The sequence below is a fragment of the Embleya sp. NPDC050493 genome (assembly GCF_044458105.1).
GTDB lineage: Bacteria > Actinomycetota > Actinomycetes > Streptomycetales > Streptomycetaceae > Embleya.
In genome coordinates, this window is record NZ_JBITHP010000048.1 from 24123 (window position 1) to 45325 (window position 21203).

Here is a 21203-nt window from a genome sequence, read left to right on the forward strand (position 1 = left end):
GGAGCGGCAGCATCATGCAGAGCAAGCTGGACGAGGCGAAGGCGGAGCTTCTCGCCCGAGCGGCGGAAGCGGCACGAGCGGCATCGTCACAGCACGGAGGCGGCGGGCCCGAGGGCCCGAACCGGGTGGACCTCGATGTCCTCCTGTCCCGCTACTACCGGCACACCGCACCCGACGACCTGATCGATCGCGATCCGGTCGACGTGTACGGGGCGGCGATCTCGCACTGTCGACTCGCGGCGGAGCGCCCCCAGGGCACCGCGCGGGTCCGGGCGTACACGCCCACGGTGGAGGAGAACGGCTGGGCCTCGGGGCACACCGTGGTCGAGGTGGTCACCGACGACATGCCCTTCCTGGTGGACTCGGTCACCAACGAACTCTCCCGCCAGGAACGCAGCATCCACGTGGTGATCCATCCGCAGCTCATCGTGCGGCGCACGATCGCCGGCGAGCTGCTGGAGATCGTGGACACCACGGACGCGCACGGTGTGCCCGAGGACGCGGTCCTCGAGTCCTGGATGCACATCGAAATCGACCGGGAGAGCGACCGCGAGGACCTGCGCTCGGTCGAGCTGGGTCTGCAGCGCATCATCAGCGACGTGCGCGAGGTGGTCGAGGACTGGGCCAAGATGCGCGACACCTCGCTGCGGTTGGCCGACGAGCTCGCCAACGACCCGCCCGCGACGCTGCCGGAGGAGGAGATCGGCGAGGCGTGGGAGCTGCTGCGCTGGCTCTCCGAGGACCACTTCACCTTCCTCGGGTACCGCGAGTACGACCTGGTGTGCGAGGACGACGAGGACGTGCTGCGGGCGGTGCCCGGTACCGGTCTCGGTATCCTGCGCGCCGACCAGGACCTGTCCGCGTCCTTCAGCCGGCTCTCCACCCGGGCGCGCGCGAAGGCCCGGGAAAAACAGCTGCTGATCCTGACCAAGGCCAACTCGCGGGCGACCGTGCACCGCTCGGCCTACCTCGACTACATCGGCGTGAAGAAGTTCGACGCGGCCGGCAACGTGATCGGCGAGCGTCGTTTCCTGGGGCTGTTCAGCTCCGCCGCGTACACCGACAGCGTCCAGCGCATCCCGGTGGTGCGCCGCAAGGTGCACGCGGTGCTGGACAAGGCCGGCTTCCCCCCGGTCAGCCACGACGGCCGGGACCTGCTGCAGATCCTGGAGACCTACCCGCGCGACGACCTGTTCCAGATCGCCGTGGACGAGCTGCACGACATCGTGATCAGCGTGCTCTACCTCCAGGAGCGCCGCCGGTTGCGGCTGTTCCTGCGCAAGGACGAGTACGGCCGGTTCTACTCGGCCCTGGTCTACCTGCCGCGCGACCGGTACACCACCGAGGTCCGGCTCAAGATGCAGGACATCCTGCTCGCCGAGCTGGCCGGTTCGGTGGTCGACTACACCGCGCGCAACACCGAGTCCGTGCTCGCGCGCCTGCACTTCACCGTGCGCGTGCCCACCGGCGCCGAACTCGGCGACCCGGACGTGGACTACATCGAACGACTGCTGTCCGAGGCCACCCGCTCGTGGATCGACGACTTCGGCGAGGCCCTCGTCGCCGAATGCGGCGAGGAGAGCGCGGCCGAACTGTCCCGCCGCTACGCACACGCGTTCAGCGAGGGCTACAAGTCCGACTTCCCGCCCCGGACCGCGGTGGCCGACCTCAAGCGGATCGAGGAACTGACCCCCGAGGCGGACTTCAAGCTGCACCTGTACGAGCCGATAGGAGCACTGCCGGGCGAGCGGCGGTTCAAGATCTACCGCTCCGGTGGGCACGTGTCGCTCTCCGAGGTGTTGCCGATCCTGCAGCGCATGGGCCTGGAGGTCGTCGACGAGCGGCCCTACGAGCTGCGCCGCGCCGACGGGACCGTGGCGTGGGTGTACGACTTCGGCCTGCGCTACGACGCGTCGGCGATGTACGGGCAGCCCGAGGACGTCAAGGAGCTGTTCCAGGACGCGTTCTCGGCGACCTGGACCGGGCGCGCGGAGAACGACGGGTTCAACGCACTGGTCTTCCGGGCCGGGCTGACCTGGCGCCAGGCGATGGTGCTGCGCGCGTACGCCAAGTACCAGCGGCAGGCCGGGACCACCTTCGGGCAGGAGTACATCGAGGGCGTCCTGGTCTCCAACCCGCACACCACACGGCTGCTGGTGAACCTGTTCGAGGCCCGCTTCTCGCCGGGCCACCAGCAGGCCGGCACCGAGCTGGTGGACGGCATCGTCGAGGCCATCGAGGGCGCGCTCGACCAGGTGGCCAGCCTGGACGAGGACCGCATCCTGCGCTCGTTCCTGGCGATGGTCAAGGCGACCCTGCGGACCAACTTCTTCCAGCACCGCGAGGACGGCGAGGCGCACGACTACCTCTCGCTCAAGTTCGACCCGCAGGAGATCCCCGACCTGCCCGCGCCGCGGCCCAGGTTCGAGATCTTCGTCTACTCGCCCCGGGTCGAGGGCGTGCACCTGCGCTTCGGCGCGGTCGCGCGCGGCGGGCTGCGCTGGTCGGACCGGCGCGAGGACTTCCGCACCGAGATCCTGGGCCTGGTCAAGGCACAGATGGTGAAGAACACCGTGATCGTGCCGGTCGGGGCCAAGGGCGGCTTCTTCTGCAAGCAGCTGCCCGACCCCACGGACCGCGAGGCCTGGCTGGCCGAGGGCATCGCCTGTTACCGCACCTTCATCGGCGCGCTGCTCGACATCACCGACAACCTCGTCGACGGCGCGGTCGTGCCGCCGGCGGACGTGGTGCGCCACGACGCGGACGACACCTACCTGGTGGTGGCCGCGGACAAGGGCACCGCGACGTTCTCCGACATCGCCAACGAGGTGGCGCAGGCGTACGGCTTCTGGCTCGGCGACGCGTTCGCCTCCGGCGGCTCGGCGGGCTACGACCACAAGGGCATGGGCATCACCGCACGCGGTGCGTGGGAGTCGGTCAAGCGGCACTTCCGCGAACTGGGTCACGACACCCAGACCGAGGACTTCACCGTGGTCGGCATCGGGGACATGTCCGGTGACGTGTTCGGCAACGGCATGCTGCTGTCCGAGCACATCCGGCTGCTCGCCGCCTTCGACCACCGGCACATCTTCCTGGACCCGAACCCGGACGCGGCGACCTCCTTCGCCGAGCGGCGCCGGTTGTTCGACCTGCCGCGCAGCTCCTGGGCGGACTACGACAAGGAGCTGATCTCGGCGGGCGGCGGCGTGTACCCGCGCACCGCCAAGTCGGTGCCGATCAACGCCCAGGTGCGCCAGGCGCTGGGACTGCCGGACGGGCTGATCCGGCTCACTCCGGCCGAGCTGATGAAGGCGATCCTGCAGAGCCCCGCGGACCTGTTCTGGAACGGCGGGATCGGCACCTACATCAAGTCGAGCGGCGAATCGCACGCCGACGTCGGCGACAAGGCCAACGACGCGATCCGGGTCAACGGCGCCGACCTGCGGGTCAAGGTCGTCGGCGAGGGCGGCAACCTGGGCTGCACCCAGCTGGGCCGGGTCGAGTTCGCGCTCGCGGGCGGGCGCATCAACACCGACGCGATCGACAACTCGGCGGGCGTGGACACCTCGGACCACGAGGTGAACATCAAGATCCTGCTCAACCAGGTCACCGCCGCCGGCGACATGACGCTCAAGCAGCGCAACGAGCTGCTCGCCGCCATGACGGACGAGGTCGGGCACCTGGTGCTGGCCGCCAACTACGGCCAGAACTGCGCGCTGGCCAACGCGGTCTCCCAGGCCGGCAGCCTGCTGCACGTGCACATGCGGTACATGCGCCGGCTGGTGCGGGACGGACACCTCAACCGGGAGATCGAGTTCCTGCCGACCGATCGGCAACTGCGCGAGCGGCAGCAGAACGGGCAGGCGCTGACCCAGCCCGAGCTGGCCGTGCTGCTGGCGTACACCAAGATCGTGATGGCGCAGGACCTGGTCGCCTCGGACCTGCCGGACGACCCGTTCCTGGCCCGGGAGTTGTACCGGTACTTCCCCAGCGCGCTGCGGGCGAGGTTCGTCGAGCAGATGGACCGGCACCCGCTGCGCCGGGACATCATCACCACCGTGGTGGTGAACGATGTGGTCAACCTGGCCGGCCTCTCGTTCATGTTCCGCATGCGCGAGGAGACCGGAGCGTCGGCGGAGGAGGTCGCGCGGGCGCACATCACCGCGCGGGAGATCTTCGGCATCGACCGGATCATGGGCGCGATCGCGGCGCTGGACAACCAGGTCCCGGCCGAGACGCAGACCACGTTGCGGTTGCACAGCCGGCGGCTGATCGAGCGAGCCACCCGCTGGTTCCTGGGCAGCCGGCGCGAGATCGACATCGCCGCGCAGGTGGAGTTCTTCCGCGACGGTGTGGCCGAGGTGATCGCACGCCTGCCCAAGCTGCTCCGCGGTTCGGACCTGGCCTGGATGGACGGGCTGTACGAGCAGTTCACCGAGGCCGGCGTGCCGACCGAACTGGCCACCGCGGTGGCCGGGATGTCCTCGGCCTATGCGGCACTGGACATCGTCGAGGTGGCGGGCGAGACCGAGCGTGCGGTGCTCGACGTCGCGCAGGTGTACTTCGACATCGCCGACCGGCTGCCGATCGCGCACCTGCTCGACCGGATCATCGAACTGCCGCGCAGCGACCGGTGGAAGTCGATGGCCCGGGCCTCGCTGCGGGAGGATCTGTACGCCGCGCAGGCCGGGCTCACCGCCGAGGTGCTCGGCTCCGGCGAGCCGGAGGACACCCCCGAGCTGCGGTTCAAGGCGTGGGAGCACAAGAACGCGCCGGTGCTCACCCGGGCGCGGTCCACGCTGGACGAGTTGCAGGAGGCGGAGAACTACGACCTCGCGACGCTCTCGGTCGCGATGCGGACCATCCGTACGCTGCTGCGGACCGGCAGCAAGAGCTGATCGCCGTACCGTGTCGTGCCCGGCGACGTTGTCGGGCACGGCACACGTGCCGCCGGCCCGGAACCCGAGTGGGTTCCGGGCCGGCGGCCTGTACGGCGACGACTACGGTTCGAGCATCAGCAGTTCGTGGTGGCTGCGTTCGCGCACGGCCCACCAGCACGGCAGGTAGATCAGCGCCGGCAGACCGGCCACCAGGATCGACCAGGTCGGGCAGGCCATCAGTGCCGCCACCAGCGCGACGAACACGTGGATCAGGCCCACCGCGGCCGCGCGCGCCAGTGCCCCGGTGCCGCGCCGCATCGCGTCGCGCACACCGGCGACGCCCATGCCGCAGACCACCGCGATGCCCGCGCACAACACCGATGCGATCAGCAGCAGATCGCCGAGCCCTTCCAGGCTCTTGCGGTCGTCGCGAACCGCGAACGACATGATCGCGAGCGTGATCGCGGTCGCGCTCATCAGCACCGTTTCGACGACCAGTGCGATCAGCAGGGTTCGCAGAAAACCGATTCGACGATTTCCCCTCATTGTTCCCCCGAAATGACGTTTGCCCCCCGTTCGGTACACCCCCGAGCCGGTTCCGAAGCGGCGGGGAGCACCCTACGCCTTCGGACGATGTCACACGGAATCCCGTTCCCGAAGTCGGATCCGTAACGATGGCGGTACGAAACGCGGTACGAAACGCGGCACGAAACACAAAGGCCGCGGGGCGTCGTCCGGATGTTGCCGGACGGCCACGCGGCCGTTGCCCACGACGCCACTTCGGCGTCGATCGTGTGCTCGATCGGCTCGACTACTTCACGGCGCCCGCCATCACTCCCTGGACGAAGTAGCGCTGGAAGCTGAAGAAGACGATCACCGGGACGATCAGCGACAGGAAGGCGCCGGGCGCCAGCACGTCGATGTTGGCGCCGAACGCCCGGGATTGGGACTGCAACGCGACGGTCAGCGGCGCCGATTCGGTGTCCGCGTAGATCAACGCGATCAGCATGTCGTTCCACACCCACAGGAACTGGAAGATGCCCAGCGACGCGATCGCCGGCAGACCCAGCGGCAGGATGACCCGGAAGAAGATGGTCAGGTCGGTGCCGCCGTCCATCCGGGCGGCCTCCAGCAGGTCGCGGGGGATGCCTGCGAAGTAGTTGCGCAACAGGAACACCGCGAACGGTAGGCCGAAGGCGACGTGGAACAACACCACGCCCAGGATGGTGCCGAACAGGCCGGTGTTGCCGTACAGCTTCGAGATCGGGATCAGCGCGACCTGTACCGGCACCACCAGCAGGCCGACCACGATCAGGAACAGCCAGTCCCGACCGGGGAATTCCAGCCACGCGAAGGCATAGGCCGCGAGCGAGCCGATCAGGATCACCAACAGTGTGCTGGGCACGGTGATCCAGATCGTGTTGAAGAACGCCCGGGTCATGTCCTTGTTGTCGAGCAGTTTGTCGTAGTTCGAGAAGGTTAGGTCGCTCGGCTTGCCCAGCACCTTCCACCAGCCGGACTTGCTCATCTCCTGCGGGTCGCGCAGCGAGGAGACCAGCAGGCCGAACGTGGGCATCAGCCAGAACAGCGCGATCAGCACGAGCGCGATCGCCGCCAGGCCGCCGCCGGTGTGGCCCACGATCCGCGAGGCGAGACCGCGCTTGATGCCTCCCTCCCGGCCCGCCGGCGGTTGTCCGGGCTTCGTCAGGTCGGGGGCTGCGGACGCGCTCACCGGTTCTCCCTTCGGAAGCGGCGGATGTTGAACAACATCGCCGGCAGCACCAGCAGGAAGAGCAGGATGCCGATGGCACTGCCCAGCCCCTGGTTGTTGCCGCCGCCGAAGGAGGCGATGTACATCTGCAGGGCCAGGACGTTGGCCTCCTTCTGCGACGAGCCCAGCGATATGATGAACACCAGGTCGAAGATCTTGAGCACGTTGATCACCAGGGTGACCATCACCACCACCAGCACCGGGGCCAGCAGCGGGATGGTGACCCGGCGGAAGACCTGCCACTCGGTCGCACCGTCCACCCGCGCGGCCTCCAGCGCGTCCCGCGGGATCGCGGCCAGGCCCGCCGCGATCAGCACCATCGCGAAGCCCGCCCACATCCAGATGTAGGCGCCGATGATCGCGGCGGTGATCAGGTTCGGCCCGAGCCAGTCGTAGCCGCCGAAGGACTTGGCGAAGTTGGCCTCGGTCAGCCGCATCTGCACCGGCCCCCCGCGGGCGGCGGAGGCGGGCATCGTGAACGAGCCGTCCTTGCCGGTGGTCGCGCTCGCGACGGTCTTCCCGCCGCGGACCGCCTCGACCTTGACCCCGGGCAGCCCCTTCTCGCCGGGATCGACCACGCCGGGCTTGCCCGCGTTGCCCTTGGTGAAGTCGACCCACACCACGCCGCCGAGTCCGCCGGCGGGCGGCACGCCGGGCTTGGCTTCCCGCGCGTCGCCGGGAATCTTCTCCGGGGGCAGCGAGACCAGCGGCAGCAGCGCCGTGCCGCCGGGCTCGGTGCCGGCCCTGGTGACGAAGCCGCCTGCCTGCGGCGTGAGCACGGTGTCGTTGCGCGGACGGGCCCCCGGATACGGCGCGCCCTCGCTGAAGATGTCGTGCACGCTCGTGACCACCGCGTTGGCCACGCCCTGGTCGGGCTCGCGGTCGTAGACGAGCCGGAAGGTGATGCCCGCGGCCAACATGGACACGGCCATCGGCATGAAGACGATCAGTTTGAACGCCGTGGCGAACCTGACCCGCTCGGTCAGCACCGCGAAGATCAGACCGAGCGAGGTGACCGCGGCCGGCACCACCAGGACCCAGATCAGGTTGTTCTTGAGTGCGGTGAAGGTGTCGTCGTCGGTGAACAGTTCCTTGTAGTTGTCGATCCCCACGAAGTCCGACCAGCCGTCCGCGCCGAACAGGCTGCGCAGCAGCGACCACACGATCGGATAGGCGACCAGGACGGCGAGCATGACGATGGCCGGCAGCAGGAACAGCCAGCCCAACAGGGCGCCCGAACCGAGCCCGCGCGACTCGCGCGCGGGCATCGGCTTCGTCTTCTCGGGCACCGCGACCGGTACGGGTGCCTTGTCACTCATGGCAGCGGATCACCCGCCCGCGTATGCCTTGGCGGCGTCCGCTTCGAGCTTGCTCTGCGCCCCGGCCACGTCCGAGGGGTTGCGCAGGAAGTCCTGGAGATCGCGCCACTCGCCCTCGCCCTTGGTGCCGCCGAAGGCGGCGGGTGCCTGGTCGGAGAGGTCGAAGCGGAAGTCGTCGCCCGCGGTGATCAGGTTCTCGGCGATCTTGCGCGTGGCGCTGTCGCGATAGGACGCCAAGCCCAGGTTCTTGTTCGGCGAGAGATAACCACCCTGCTCCGCCCACACCTTGGCCGCCTCCGGCGAGGCCAGGTACTTCAGCAGCGCCTGGGCGCCGGGGGAGTCCTTCATCGCCACGGCCACGTCGCCGCCGGTGACCACCGGCGCCTTGCCGGTGCCGACCGCGGGGAACCCGAAGAACTTCGCCTCGGTGCCGATCTTGGCCTTGGTGTCCTTGAGGATGTTGGTGCCGATGAAGTCGCCGCCCGCGATCATCCCGGCCTTCGGCGGGTCGCCGAACACCTGCGGTACGGACGCGGGGAACTCGGTCTGGAGCACGCCGCCGCTGCCGCCGGGGAACCAGTCGCTCTTGCCGAAGACCTGGGCCAGGGTCTCCAGGGCGGTCTTGACCGAGGGATCGGTCCACGGGATCTGGTGCTTGGCCAACTGGTCGTACTTCTCCGGGCCGGCCTGGCTGAGGTAGATGTTCTCGAACCAGTCGGTGAGCACCCACCCGTCGGCGCCGCCGATGGCGAACGGCGCGGTGCCCGAGTCGGAGATCAGGCCCGCGTTCTTGAGCAGGTCGTCCCAGCTCTTGGCCTCGGTCGCGCCCGCGTTCTCGTAGACCTTGGTGTTGTACCAGACCAGCGACTTGTTGGCGCCCTTGTAGTAGACGCCGTAGAGCTTGTCCTGGTACGAGCCGAGCTTTTGCCACTGGGACGAGAAGTTGGCCTGCACGGCCTGCTGCACGTCGGCCGCGAGTGGCTTGATCCAGCCCTTCTGGGCGAACTGCTGGAGTACGCCCGGCTGGGCCAGGAAGGCGACGTCCGGCGCCGCGTTGCCCTCGACCCGCTGGCCCAGGAACGTGGAGGCGCTGTCGCCGGTGGGAATGAACTCGGTCTTGGCCCCGGTGCGCTTCTCGAAATCGGCGAGCACCTTCTTGAACGCCGCCTGCTCGTCGCCGGTCCACACCGCGGCGACGCTCACCGTGGTGCCGTCGAGCCGGGGCACGGCCGGCGCGCCGCTCCCGCCGGGCGTCGGGTCGTTCTTCTTGCCCTTGTCGTCACCGTCGTCGCTACAGGCCGCGAGACCCATGGCGAGCATCGAGGCGACCGCCAAGGCGCCCACGAACCGCTTCACGCATCCTCCGTTATGGACAGACCCGTCTCCGGGTCGAAGAAGTGCAGCCGGTCGGTTGCCACCCGCATCACCACGTCGCTGCCCTCGCGGGCCCGGGTACGCGGCCCGAAGCGGGCCACGAGCGCGGAATGCGCCGCGTCGGCGTCCGGCACCGTGTCCTCCGCGCCCACGTCGCGCGCCAGTTCCTGGACGTCCTCGGTGACCGCCGGGGGCGCGTCCACGCGCACGTGTACGAGCACCTCCGAGCCCATCGCCTCGACCAGGTCGGCCTCGGCGCGCAGGACCGTGCCCTCGGCGGGCTCGGCGCCCTCCAGGGCGGTGTCGTACAGGTCCTCCGGGCGGATGCCGACGATCAGCGGGCGGGCGTGGTAGCCGGCCAGTGCCGGGCGCGCGGCGAGCACGTCGGGGTGCACGGTCAACCGTTGGCTGCCGATGTGCACCGTGGTGCCGCCCGCGTCGTCGCGCTTCAGGGTGCCGGTCATCAGGTTCATCGCAGGCGAGCCGATGAAACCGGCCACGAACAGATTGACCGGGTGGTCGTACAACTCCTGCGGCGGGGCGACCTGTTGAAGGACCCCCTTCTTCATCACCGCGACCCGATCGCCGAGGGTCATCGCCTCGGTCTGATCGTGCGTCACATACAGCGTGGTGACCCCGAGTTCGCGGGTCAGTCGGGCGATCTGGGCGCGCATCTGCACGCGTAGCTTCGCGTCGAGATTGGACAGCGGTTCGTCCATCAGGAACGCCTGCGGCTCACGCACGATCGCCCGGCCCATCGCCACCCGTTGGCGCTGGCCGCCGGAGAGTTGCCGCGGTTTTCGGCCGAGGTGCTCCTCCAGGCCCAGGGTCCGGGCCGCCCTGTCGACCCGTTCGCGAATCTCGTTCTTGGGCAACTTCCGCAATCGAAGCCCGAATCCGATGTTGTCCCGCACATTCAGATGCGGATACAGCGCGTAGCTCTGGAACACCATCGCCACGTCCCGATCGCGCGAGGGAATGCGATTGACGACCCGGTCGCCGATGCTGATCGTGCCCTCGCTGATCTCCTCCAGGCCGGCGACCATCCGTAACGCGGTGGTCTTGCCGCATCCCGACGGGCCTACCAGAACCAGGAACTCACCATCCTCGACGGCCAGATCGAGCGAGGTGACCGCTCGAGTGCCGTCCGTATACAGCTTTCCGACTCCATCCAGAACCACTTCCGCCACGAAATCCCCCGAGGATGGACAGATGCCGCCTTGTGATGTCCTGTGGTACGCCTGGTGTGGCGCTCGCCACAAGCCTTGCCCCGTGCAACGAGCTCTATTCGTGACTTTTGATCATCACTGCGTGATGAGCCGGCGGGTGCCGGTCGCGCTCCGTATGCTGAGCGGGCCGCGACTGGCGTAAGCGTGGGATCGACCACGAGGAAGCGGCGGTTCCACCGACGAGGTGTCGTCCGCCTGGGCACCCGGATCACATTCCCTGTGAACCGAGCCGGAGAACTCATGGACATACACGGGCACATGACCGACCGCCACCACGAACTGGGGCGCACCGACCCGGAGATCGCCTCGCTGGTGCACGCCGAGGAACGACTCCAGCAGGACACGCTGCGGCTGATCCCGAGCGAGAACTACGTCTCCGCCGCGGTATTGGCGGCGACCGGGACGGTGCTCACCAACAAGTACTCCGAGGGCTATCCGGGCCGTCGGTACTACGAGGGCCAGCAGAACATCGACCCGATCGAGATCATCGCCCGCGAACGGGCGCAGGCGTTGTTCGGCGTGGATCACGCCAACGTGCAGCCGTATTCGGGCTCGCCGGCCAATCTCGCGGTCTACCTCGCCTTCGCCCGGCCCGGCGACACGGTGCTGGGCATGGCGCTGCCGATGGGCGGCCACCTCACCCACGGGTGGGGCGTGTCCGCGACCGGGACCTGGTTCCGCGGGGTTCGCTATGGCGTGCGTGCCGACACCGGGCGCACCGATCTGGACGAGGTGCGCGATCTCGCGCTGCGCGAGCGGCCGCGGATCATCTTCTGCGGCGGTACGGCGGTGCCGCGCACGGTGGACTTCGCCGGGTTCGCGGCGATCGCCCGCGAGGTGGACGCGATCCTGGTCGCGGATGTGGCGCACATCGCCGGGCTGATCGTGGGTGGGGTGCACCCCTCGCCGGTCGAGCACGTGGACGTGGTCTCCACGACTACGCACAAGACGCTGCGGGGGCCGCGCGGGGCGATGCTGATGTGCCGCGCCGAACATGCCAAGGCGATCGACAAGGCGGTCTTCCCGGGCCTTCAGGGCGGGCCGCACAACAACACCACGGCGGCCATCGCGGTGGCGCTGCGCGAGGCCGGTACGGACGAATTCCGGGCCTATGCACGGCAGGTGGTCGCGAACGCGAAGCGGTTGGGCGAAGAACTCGCGGCGCGCGGCTTCGAGTTGGTGTCGGGCGGGACGGACAACCATCTGCTGCTGGTGGATCTGACCCGGCGAGGGGTGGCCGGGAAGGTCGCGGCGAAGGCGCTGGATCGGGCGGGGATCGTGGTGAACTACAACACGGTGCCGTTCGACACCCGCTCGCCGTTCGACCCCTCCGGGATTCGGATCGGGACGCCCGCGCTCACGTCGCGAGGGCTCTCCGAGGAGCACATGCCGTTGATCGCGCGATGGATGGATCGGATCGTGACGAGGGCGGCGGTGGGGTCGGAGGACGAGATCGCCGCGGTGCGGTCCGAAGTGCGGGAGTTCCTGGGTGGGTTTCCGGCGCCGGGGTTGCCTGTGTAGTCGGTTGCGTCGGGAGGGATTCGCCCGCCCGCCCACCCGTCGCCCCGGGTGTACCGGGCTGCGGATTCCTCGGCGGCGCGCCTGATGGCGGCCGGCGGTCCGAGTGGGGTCCCCGGCGGCTTCGGGGTGGGTGGGTTCATCGGGCCTTGCGGGCCAGGTGTTCCAGCGGGGCAGCGGGCCACAGCGGGGCCTGGAGCGGGGTGCCGAGTTGTTCGGCCGCCCGGCGGACCGCGCCGGTGAGCAGAGCCAGGTCGGTGGGGCCCTTGCCGCCGCCCACGGGCGTGGGGCGGCGGGCCAGGCGGTTGCCCATCTCCTGCCACTCCTGGCGCACCACGGTGGGGCGCAGGGTGGCCGTGCGCGGCATCCGGCCGGTCACCCGTCCGCCCTGGAACGGGACGACGGCGCCGTCCCGCCCGCGCACGAAGCCGCGGCCGGGATAGTCCTCGTCCACACCCGCCGCGTCCTCGACGTCGATCAGCACCCGCGAGGCCTGCGGGTCGTCCACCCGCAGGGCGATCCGCAGTTCGGCGCCCGCGGCGGCCTCGATCTCCGGCGTCCGGGCCGGCCGGCCGGTGGTCACCAGCAGGTGCACGCCGTGCGCGCCGCCGCGATGGGCCACGTCGGCGAGGCCCTTGACGAAGCCGGGGTACGCCTCGGCCAGCAGGTCTATGTCGTCCACCGCCACCACGAGCCGGGGCAGCGGCCGACCCGGGCCCGGTCGGTACGTCTCGAACGAGGCGCCCCGCAGCAGTCCCTCGCGGCGGTCCAGTTCGTCCCGCACGGCCGCGATCGCATCGCCGGTGGCCGGGATCTCCGCGTCGGCGAGATAGCCCACCACGTGGGGCAGTTCGGAGAGCCCCTGGGGCCCCCGGACCAGCGCGATGGCGAGTTCGTCCGGCCGATTGGCCACCGCGAGCGAGCACAACACGGACGCCAGCAACTCGGAGCGGCCGGAGCCCGCGGCCCCGCCGATCACCACGTGCGGCCCCTCGGTGGACAGGTCCACGGTGACCGCGCCGCGGGCGTCCGAGCCGAGCACCGCGCGCGGCGAGCGGCCCGCCTCGCGCCAGCCGGCGAGCAGCTTGGCGGGGGTGAGCAGGTCCAGGTTGAGCAGGTCGAGCAGCCGGACCGACTCCGGCAGCGGCGAGGTGACCCGGCGGGTGGCCTCGCGCAACGGTGCCAGGGCACGGGCGAAGCGGTCCGCCCACGCGGACGACACCGCGTCCGCGACCACGTCCTCCACCCGTCGGGTGCCCGGCCCGATCACATCGATCCGGGTGCCCACCTCGCCGGTGACGTGCGCGACCGCCGAGCACTGCACGGGCAACTCCTCGGCCCGCTCGTCCAGACACAGCGCGTGTACGCCGGCCGCCGGCCCCTCGACCAGGAGTCGGACGATCTCCGGGCGGGCGGCCAGCCGGCCCGCGCCGTCCAGGACCACCACCGTGCGCCGGACCGGGACCCGCTCGGCGGTGTCGATGCGATCGAGCAACTCGCCCGCGCGCGCCTGCACCTGATCCGGTCCCAGGCCGACCAGGAGTCGGCAGTCCTGGCCCTCGCCCGGCCGCAGATGCGGCAGCCAGCGGGCCCAGGACCAGTCGGCGGCGGTGCCGGGGTCCGCGCACAGCACCACCAGCTCCACGTCCTGCGGTCCGTGCAGTCCGGCGATCTGGGCCACCACCGAGCGGGCCAGGCCCAGCAGTCGGGGCCGGTGTCCGGCCAGGCCGAGCACGGTGTCCTTGAGCGAGACGGTGACCGGGACGGAGAACGCGGTCAGCCTGCGCTCCTCGCCGTCGGTGCCCGCGACGGTCGAGGGCTCCACCAGGGTCACCCGCGAGGGCAGGTCGCCCACCCCCAGGCGCACGCCGAGCGCCTCCGGGTGGCCGGCCCCACGTTCCCACAACCGACCCGCCGGACCCGGCTCGCCGGTGGACAGCGCGTCCAGCAACAGCGTCGCCGGGTCGGGCGACTGGTCGCGGCGCCAGCGGACCTCGTCCAGCAGCGCCGAGCGGGCCGCCGCCTCGATCGTCTCGCGCTCGGTCCCGGCGGCCCGGCGGCGCAGCGCGAACGGGCGGCGCCGGCCCGCGCTCTCCTCGGGCAGTTCGAAGCGGGCCCGGGCGGGCACCGGCAGTTGGGCGCGGGCGGTGCGGCGCACCTCGATGTGCCCGGTGCCGTCGGCCCGGGCGCAGGCGCCGGAGGAATCCTCGGGGGAGCCGTACGGCAGGGGCAGGAAGGTCTGCAGGGTGGATTCGCCGACCCGCAGCAGCGAGCCCGGCGGCAGGTCGACCGGTTCGCGGCCGATCGGCATCCCGTCGACGGTGGTGCCGTTGGTCGAGCCGAGGTCGGCGATCCGGATCCGGCCGGGCTCTATCCACAATTCGGCGTGCAGCCGGGACAGGTCGGGGTCGCCCAGGCGCACCTCGGCCTCGGGCGCGCGGCCGATCCGTACCCCGCCCTGGTGCAGCAGGTGCACGCCGCCCGCGTCCGGGCCGCCGACCACGCGCAACTGTGCGGAGCCGGCCGAGGGGGAGGGCGAGCCGAGCGCGTCGACGGTGATCAGCGCGCCGTCCACCAGCGGCGGCCGACCCACGGGGGTGTCGTCGCGCAGCCGGATGTCGCCCACCCAAAAGCGTTGGCCGTCGGTCCCGGAGGCGGTCCGCAGCGCGCCCGCGATTCCCGCGAACGTCGTCCCGGACGGCGCGGTGACGAGCACGTCGGCGCCCGGTCCGGTCCGCTGCGGGCCGTGCACGGTGAGCCGGATCTGCATGCGCGCCTCCCTCCTCCGAGCAGAAAACAAGAGGCATCCTCGCACCCGCGACCGTCATGTCGCCTACGGCCGGACAGACGACGGATCTTGTCCGAATTTCGACCGTAAGCGACCGAGTCGCCGGCGAATCGCCCGAACGTGATGCGCACACCCCGGACAGGCCCGGCCGCCCGTATCGCCGAGTATCGGTCCGACAACATCGGAGGGCAGGACCCGAACCGTACCTGGGGTCGATGCGTCCTCGGCCGTGTAGCACCTAGGGTGGAAGGCAACCCGGCACCACCGCCCAGGTGGCGGACAGGACAGTGGGGAGCGTCGTGGACCGGCCGGTCGGCAGCAAATATCTGCTTCAGGAAACCCTGGGGCGCGGAGCCAGTGGCACCGTCTGGCGCGCGAGCGTGCGCGATTCCGGCGAGATCGTCGCGGTCAAGGTGTTGCGCGAGGAGTTGAGCACCGACCCGGACGTGGTCACGCGCTTCCTGCGCGAACGCTCGCTGCTGCTGAATCTGCGCCACCCCAACCTCGTGCACGTGCGCGACCTGGTCGTCGAGGGCGAGACGCTCGCCCTGGTGATGGACCTGATCGACGGGCCCGACCTGCGCACCTACCTCCGCGAGAACGGCCCGCTGCCGCCGGCCCCGGCCGCCTTGACGATGGCTCAGATCTGCGACGCGCTCAGCGTGACGCACGCGGACGGGGTGATCCACCGGGATCTGAAGCCCGCCAACATCATGCTCGCCCGCAACGGCGACTCGCTCTACCCGATGCTGACCGACTTCGGCATCGCCCGCCTGGCCGACTCGCCCGCGCTCACCCGCACCCACGAACTCGTCGGCACACCCAGCTACGTGGCGCCCGAGACCGCCGAGGGCCGCCCGCTGACCCCGGCCGTGGACGTCTACGCCGCGGGCGTGGTGCTCTACGAACTGGTGGCCGGGCACCCGCCGTTCCGGGACACCAACCCGATCGCGCTGCTGCACCACCACCTGACCGAGGTGCCCACCCGCCCGGCCGGCATGCCCGACGCCTACTGGCTGATCACCGAGCGCTGCCTGGCCAAGCGGCCCGAGAGCCGCCCGGACGCGGCCGGCCTGGGCCGGGCACTGCGGCTGGCCGCCGACATCGTCGCCGGCGCCCGGCCCGACGACGGTTCGCTCGCGCAGGTGCTGGCCGCGAGCGCGTTCGGCGCGCAGGCCGCCGCCGACCCCACCCGCGCCCTTCCGCAGACGCAGGTCGGGTATCCGACACCGCCGACCACACCGCCGCCGGTGTCGCCGAGCCCACCCAATGCGACCCGGGTGATGAGCACCCAGCCGCCGGGCTACCCGCAACCGCCGCAGCACTACCCGCCGCAGCCGGCCTACGCCGAGCCGGTGCAGCAGCATGCCCGGCCGGCCGGCACACCGCCGCCCGCCGACCCCGGACCTCCTCCGCCACCGCCACCGCGCTACCGCCGCGAGGAGGCACCCGAGCGCGAGCCGCAGCGCCGCGAACGCGTCGTCCGCGAACCGCGCGAACCCAGGGAGCGCGAGCCCCGCGAACGCGAGCCACGCCGGCGGCGCGGCTTCCGGCTCACCAGCATCCCCGGCGTGGGCTGCACCATCGGCTGCCTGCTGCGGCTGGTGATCATGGCCGCGATCCTGTTCGCCGTCTACTGGTTCAGCCCGCTGCGCGACTGGGTGAACTCCGCTATCGACGGGTTCGATACCGTTCGAGGCTGGTACGACACCGTCAAGGACTTCGTCACCGGCGGCGACAGCGGCGGCGACAAGAAGAATTGACGCATAGTCATCCCCCATCGCCCGTGTCGAGGACGACCTCGTACACGCCGTCCTACCCGACGGTCCCCGTTTCCGGGAGCCGGCCGCGTAGGGTGCGGTCGGGGAAGTCCGCTGTGAGCACCACGCTCGCTGGGTCCACGGAGCTGCTTTGGCACGCAAGATCGGTAGCCGATACGTCGCCCTGAAGGTGCTCGGGCGCGGCGCCAGCGGGACCGTCTGGCAGGGCGAGGGCCCCGAGGGACCCGTCGCGATCAAGCTGCTGCGCGAAGACCTGGCGTCCGACCAGGTGTTGGTCGCCCGCTTCGTCCAGGAGCGCACCGCGCTGACCAGCCTGGACCACCCCAACATCGTGGGCGTGCACGACCTGGTCGTCGACGGCACCGACCTCGCGCTGGTGATGGACCTGGTGATCGGTCCCGATCTGCGCGCGCGGCTGGAGCGCGAACGCGTGCTCACGCCCCGGCTGGCCGCCGCGATCGTGGCCGACGTCGCGGACGGCCTGTCCGCCGCGCACGCCGAGGGCGTGATCCACCGCGACGTCAAACCCGAGAACATCCTGATCGACAACTCGGGCGGGGTCTCCCGGGCCCGACTCACCGACTTCGGCATCGCCCGTCTGGTCGACGCGCCGCGCCGGACCCGGGCCACCCGGATCATCGGCACGCCCGACTACCTGGCCCCCGAGATCATCGAGGGCCTGCAGCCGACCGCCGCCGTGGACGTGTACGCGCTGGCCACCGTGCTGTACGAACTGCTCACCGGATGGACCCCGTTCGGCGGCGGACACCCCGGCGCGGTGCTGCGCCGGCACGTGACCGAACCGGTGCCGGGCATTCCCGGGCTGCCCGACCCGCTCGCCGCCGTGCTCGCGTCCTGCCTGTCCAAGGCACCCGCGGCCCGGCTGACCGCCCGCGAGTTCGGCGAACGGCTGCGCTCCGCACTGCCCGCGCTGATCGGCCTGCCCGCGTTCGACGTGCCCGACCCCAACGGGAACGTCGGCCGCCAGGACACCCCCGTGCCACGGCCGGCCGGCGTGGTCCCCCTGGTCTCGGGCACCTCGGAGGCGGCCGACGGCAGCCGGGACACGCACACCAACCTGACCCGTCCGGTGTTCGACGGAGCTGCGCCGGTGCAGTCGCACCGGCGCAGTAAACCGGCCCGACGCCAGGGCGGTGCGCGCCGGCGGCTGATCCCGGTGATCTGCGGTGTGCTCGCCATCGCGGCGGTCGGTGCGGGCGCGGTCTGGTTCACCCGGGACGAGGGCACCCCGACCCGACCCGCCGGACAGACCTCCGGAGCCCCGCGGCCGATCCCGCCCGCGCCCGCCGGCTCCGCGGGGCCGGGCACGGGGCACGCGACGGGCGGCTACACGTGGGCCGCGTTCGCGCCGCTGCCCGCCGCGCCGGTGCTGCTCCAGGGCGGCCCGGCGGTGACCCGTGCCGACGCCGAGCACAGCTACGTCGTGCAACGCGACGGCGAGGGCGCCCTGTGGTACCTCGGCAGCGACGGGCCCCGCTGGGGCGAGTGGCGCCGACTGCCCGCGTTCCGCACCACCGACGATCCCGCCGTGGTCAGTGCCGCGCCCGGCCGGGTGGACGTGTTCGCGGTCGGGTCGACCGACAAGCTGCTCTACCGCACGACGCTGGCCGACGGCCGATTCGGCGAATGGACCAGGACGGACGCCAAGACCAAGCTCGGCGGCGCGCCCGCCGCGGTCGCCACCGGCGATCGCATCGACATCGTCGCCCGCACCGGCACCGACGGCCTGGCCGCCGGATCGCTCACCGGGGCCGGCTGGAGCGGCTTCACCACCGTGCCCAGCGCCGGCCGGATCGAGGCCGCGCCCGCGCTCACCGCCGGCGCCCCCGGCATGCTGGACGCGTTCGTGGTGCGCGCCGGCGACCACGCGGTGCTGCACATCCCCTTCGTCGACGGCGGTTGGCGCGAGCCCGAGCGGGTCGGCCTGGCCGCCTCCGCGCGCCCGGCCGCCGCCTACAGCCCGGGCCGGGGCCTGGTCGTGCTGGCCCGCGACGGCAACGGCCGACTGCTCGGCGCGGTGCCCGGCGACGGCGGCTGGCGGCCGGTCGACCCGAACACCGCCACCGCCGACGCCCCCGCCGCGGTGGCCGCGGGACCCGATCGGGTGGACGTGTACATCCGGGCCGACAACGGTCGGCTCCAGGCCGCATCGTCGAGTCCCGACGCGGGCTGAGTCCGAGTCCGGCCCGCCGTCCACTTAGGATGGTCGCGTGGCTGCCGTTGATCCTTCCGAAGAGCTCAAGTCCGTCGAGTCGACCATGACGTCGATCGAGGCCGTCCTCGACCTCGACAAGATGCGGGCCGATGTGGCCGCGCTCAACGAAAAGGCGGCTGCGCCGGACCTGTGGGACGACCCGGAAGCCGCCCAGAAGGTGACGAGCCGTCTCTCGTTCCTCCAGGGCGAGCTGCGCCGGGTCGAAGAGCTGCGCCGGCGCCTCGACGACATCAACGTGCTGTTCGAGCTGGCCGAGGCCGAGGACGACGCGGACACCCGCACCGAGGCCGAGAACGAACTCACCTCGGTACACAAGGCGGTCGGCGAACTCGAGGTGCGCACGCTGCTCTCCGGCGAGTACGACTCGCGCGAGGCGCTGGTGACCATCCGCTCCGAGGCCGGTGGCGTGGACGCCGCCGACTTCGCCGAGATGCTCCTGCGGATGTACACCCGCTGGGCCGAGCGGCACGGCTACCCGACCGAGGTCTACGACACGTCCTACGCCGAGGAGGCCGGCATCAAGTCGGCCACCTTCGCGGTCAAGGTGCCGTACGCGTACGGCACCCTGTCCGTCGAGCAGGGCACGCACCGCCTGGTGCGGATCTCGCCGTTCGACAACCAGGGCCGTCGGCAGACCTCGTTCGCGGGCGTCGAGGTGTTGCCGGTGGTGGAGCAGAGCGACCGCGTCGACATCGACGAGTCCGAGCTGCGGGTGGACGTCTACCGTTCGTCCGGTCCCGGCGGCCAGGGCGTCAACACCACCGACTCGGCGGTGCGCATCACGCACATCCCGACCGGCATCGTGGTCTCCTGCCAGAACGAGCGCTCGCAGATCCAGAACCGCGCGTCCGCGATGGCGGTCCTGTCCGCCAAGCTGCTGGAGCGGCAGCGCCAGGAGGAGCAGGCCCGGATGAACGCGCTCAAGGGCGAGGGCTCGTCCTGGGGCAACCAGATGCGTTCGTACGTCCTGCACCCGTACCAGATGGTCAAGGACCTGCGCACCGAATTCGAGGTGGGCAACCCGCAGTCGGTGCTCGACGGCGAAATCGACGGTTTCATCGAGGCCGGTATCCGCTGGCGCAAGCAGCAGCAGACCGCCGCCGCGTAGCGCATCGGCGGGCGGCGCCCGCGCGGCAATGACGGGGCGTAATAACCCGATTCGTGACCCACGAGGGCCTCCGCGTATTCGCGGAGGCCCTCGTGGTATGTCGCGTTGCGCTTTCGTGCCGATTTTCTCGGCGAATCGGAATTACCCCCGCAACCCTCTCCGAATGCCCTTGACGCGGCATCCGCCCGGTTACCAGTCTGAACGGCGGCATTACCGCGACGCATCCGATCGGAGTCCGAGGCGCATCGACAGATGGCACGGACGCGCGCCGGGGTGATGCCCAACGGCGTTTGGGACCCCACCCGCGCCGGCGCGGACACGGGGATCTCATCCAACTGGGGGTTAATTGATGACAACCAAAATGCGCGTCCGGACGGCTCGGATAGCCGCCGCCGCGCTGTTCGCGGCGGGCGCGTCCTTCGCGGTCGCGGGCGTCGCGAGCGCGACGGACGGCGGTCCGGACGACGGGTGCGAGCAGACGCACACGTGCCCGCCGGGGACGTCCGAGGGCACCTCGACGGGTACGTCGACGGGCACCTCCACCGGTACGTCGACGGGCACCTCCACCGGAACCTCGGCGGGGACGTCCACCGGTACCTCGACGGGTACGTCGACGGGCACCTCGACCGGGACCTCGACGGGCACCTCCACGGGTACGTCGACGGGCACCTCCACCGGAACCTCGGCGGGGACGTCCACCGGTACCTCGACCGGTACGTCCACGGGCACCTCCACCGGAACCTCGACGGGGACGTCCACGGGCACCTCGGCGGGCACCTCCACCGGAACGTCCACCGGTACGTCCACGGGCACCTCGACCGGGACCTCGACGGGCACCTCCACGGGTACGTCGACGGGCACCTCCGCGGGTACGTCGCAGGGCACCTCGACGGGTACGTCGACGGGCACCTCCACCGGAACCTCGGCGGGTACGTCGACCGGCACCTCGACCGGTACCTCCTCGGGCACGTCCGCGGGCACCTCGACGGGTACCTCCACGGGCACGTCCTCGGGCAGCACCAAGGGCTCCTCGAACGGTTCGGGGAACACCTCGAAGGGCGGCTCGAACGGCAGCTCCAACGGCAGCTCGAACGGCAGCTCGAACGGCAGCACCGGCGGTGGCAACACGTGTGACGCCACGCACGCCTCGGGCGGGCTCGACCTGAACTGCGGCGGCGACGGGAACACCCGCACCACCA

12 protein-coding genes and 1 riboswitch are annotated in these 21203 nt (G+C 70.9%); of the genes, 5 read left to right on the forward strand and 7 right to left on the reverse strand.

What is annotated here, in order from left to right:
- Positions 1 to 14 precede the first annotated feature (14 nt).
- Positions 15 to 4898, forward strand: coding sequence for an NAD-glutamate dehydrogenase (locus ACIBM5_RS45045; RefSeq protein ID WP_396012503.1), 4884 nt, complete (start codon positions 15 to 17; stop codon positions 4896 to 4898).
- A gap of 102 nt (positions 4899 to 5000) precedes the next feature.
- Here ACIBM5_RS45045 and ACIBM5_RS45050 read toward each other — a convergent pair whose 3' ends face one another.
- The 5 genes from ACIBM5_RS45050 to ACIBM5_RS45070 form a co-directional block, all read right to left on the reverse strand.
- Positions 5001 to 5426 (reverse strand): hypothetical protein, encoded by a 426-nt coding sequence (locus tag ACIBM5_RS45050; RefSeq protein ID WP_396012505.1) that lies wholly within the window; start codon positions 5424 to 5426, stop codon positions 5001 to 5003.
- A gap of 265 nt (positions 5427 to 5691) precedes the next feature.
- A complete protein-coding gene (locus ACIBM5_RS45055; protein ID WP_396012522.1) occupies positions 5692 to 6588 on the reverse strand; it encodes a carbohydrate ABC transporter permease in 897 nt (298 codons plus the stop codon).
- Positions 6589 to 6608: 20 nt separating this feature from the next.
- The gene (locus ACIBM5_RS45060; RefSeq protein WP_396012508.1) at positions 6609 to 7970 is read right to left on the reverse strand and encodes an ABC transporter permease subunit; all 1362 of its coding nucleotides are present in this window, start codon (positions 7968 to 7970) and stop codon (positions 6609 to 6611) included.
- Between the two features lie 9 nt (positions 7971 to 7979).
- On the reverse strand, positions 7980 to 9326 hold the full coding sequence (locus ACIBM5_RS45065) for an ABC transporter substrate-binding protein (protein ID WP_396012509.1): 1347 nt from the start codon (positions 9324 to 9326) through the stop codon (positions 7980 to 7982).
- Entirely contained in the window at positions 9323 to 10534 is a 1212-nt protein-coding gene (locus tag ACIBM5_RS45070; protein ID WP_396012510.1) for an ABC transporter ATP-binding protein, read from the reverse strand. The genes ACIBM5_RS45065 and ACIBM5_RS45070 overlap by 4 nt, the downstream gene beginning before the upstream one ends.
- 158 nt (positions 10535 to 10692) lie before the next feature.
- Positions 10693 to 10781, forward strand: a riboswitch (ZMP/ZTP riboswitch).
- Between the two features lie 32 nt (positions 10782 to 10813).
- Between ACIBM5_RS45070 and glyA the strand changes: the two genes are divergently transcribed.
- On the forward strand, positions 10814 to 12094 hold the full coding sequence (gene glyA, locus ACIBM5_RS45075) for a serine hydroxymethyltransferase (protein WP_396012511.1): 1281 nt from the start codon (positions 10814 to 10816) through the stop codon (positions 12092 to 12094).
- Positions 12095 to 12230: 136 nt separating this feature from the next.
- On the opposite strand, the gene ACIBM5_RS45080 is transcribed toward glyA, so the two are convergent.
- Positions 12231 to 14861, reverse strand: a complete 2631-nt coding sequence (locus ACIBM5_RS45080) for an FHA domain-containing protein (protein WP_396012512.1) — start codon at positions 14859 to 14861, stop codon at positions 12231 to 12233.
- A gap of 290 nt (positions 14862 to 15151) precedes the next feature.
- On the opposite strand from ACIBM5_RS45080, the gene ACIBM5_RS45085 reads away from it, so the two are divergent.
- The 3 genes from ACIBM5_RS45085 to prfB all read left to right on the forward strand — a co-directional run bounded on the left by ACIBM5_RS45085 (position 15152) and on the right by prfB (position 20004).
- Positions 15152 to 16642, forward strand: coding sequence for a serine/threonine-protein kinase (locus ACIBM5_RS45085; protein WP_396012513.1), 1491 nt, complete (start codon positions 15152 to 15154; stop codon positions 16640 to 16642).
- A 148-nt stretch (positions 16643 to 16790) separates the two neighbouring features.
- Positions 16791 to 18854, forward strand: a complete 2064-nt coding sequence (locus tag ACIBM5_RS45090) for a protein kinase (protein WP_396012514.1) — start codon at positions 16791 to 16793, stop codon at positions 18852 to 18854.
- 37 nt (positions 18855 to 18891) lie between these two features.
- The gene (prfB, locus tag ACIBM5_RS45095; RefSeq protein WP_391589011.1) at positions 18892 to 20004 is read left to right on the forward strand and encodes a peptide chain release factor 2; all 1113 of its coding nucleotides are present in this window, start codon (positions 18892 to 18894) and stop codon (positions 20002 to 20004) included.
- A 342-nt stretch (positions 20005 to 20346) separates the two neighbouring features.
- Here the strand turns inward: prfB and ACIBM5_RS45100 are convergent, their stop codons facing one another.
- The gene (locus ACIBM5_RS45100; protein WP_396012515.1) at positions 20347 to 21132 is read right to left on the reverse strand and encodes a hypothetical protein; all 786 of its coding nucleotides are present in this window, start codon (positions 21130 to 21132) and stop codon (positions 20347 to 20349) included.
- Between the last annotated feature and the right edge of the window lie 71 nt (positions 21133 to 21203).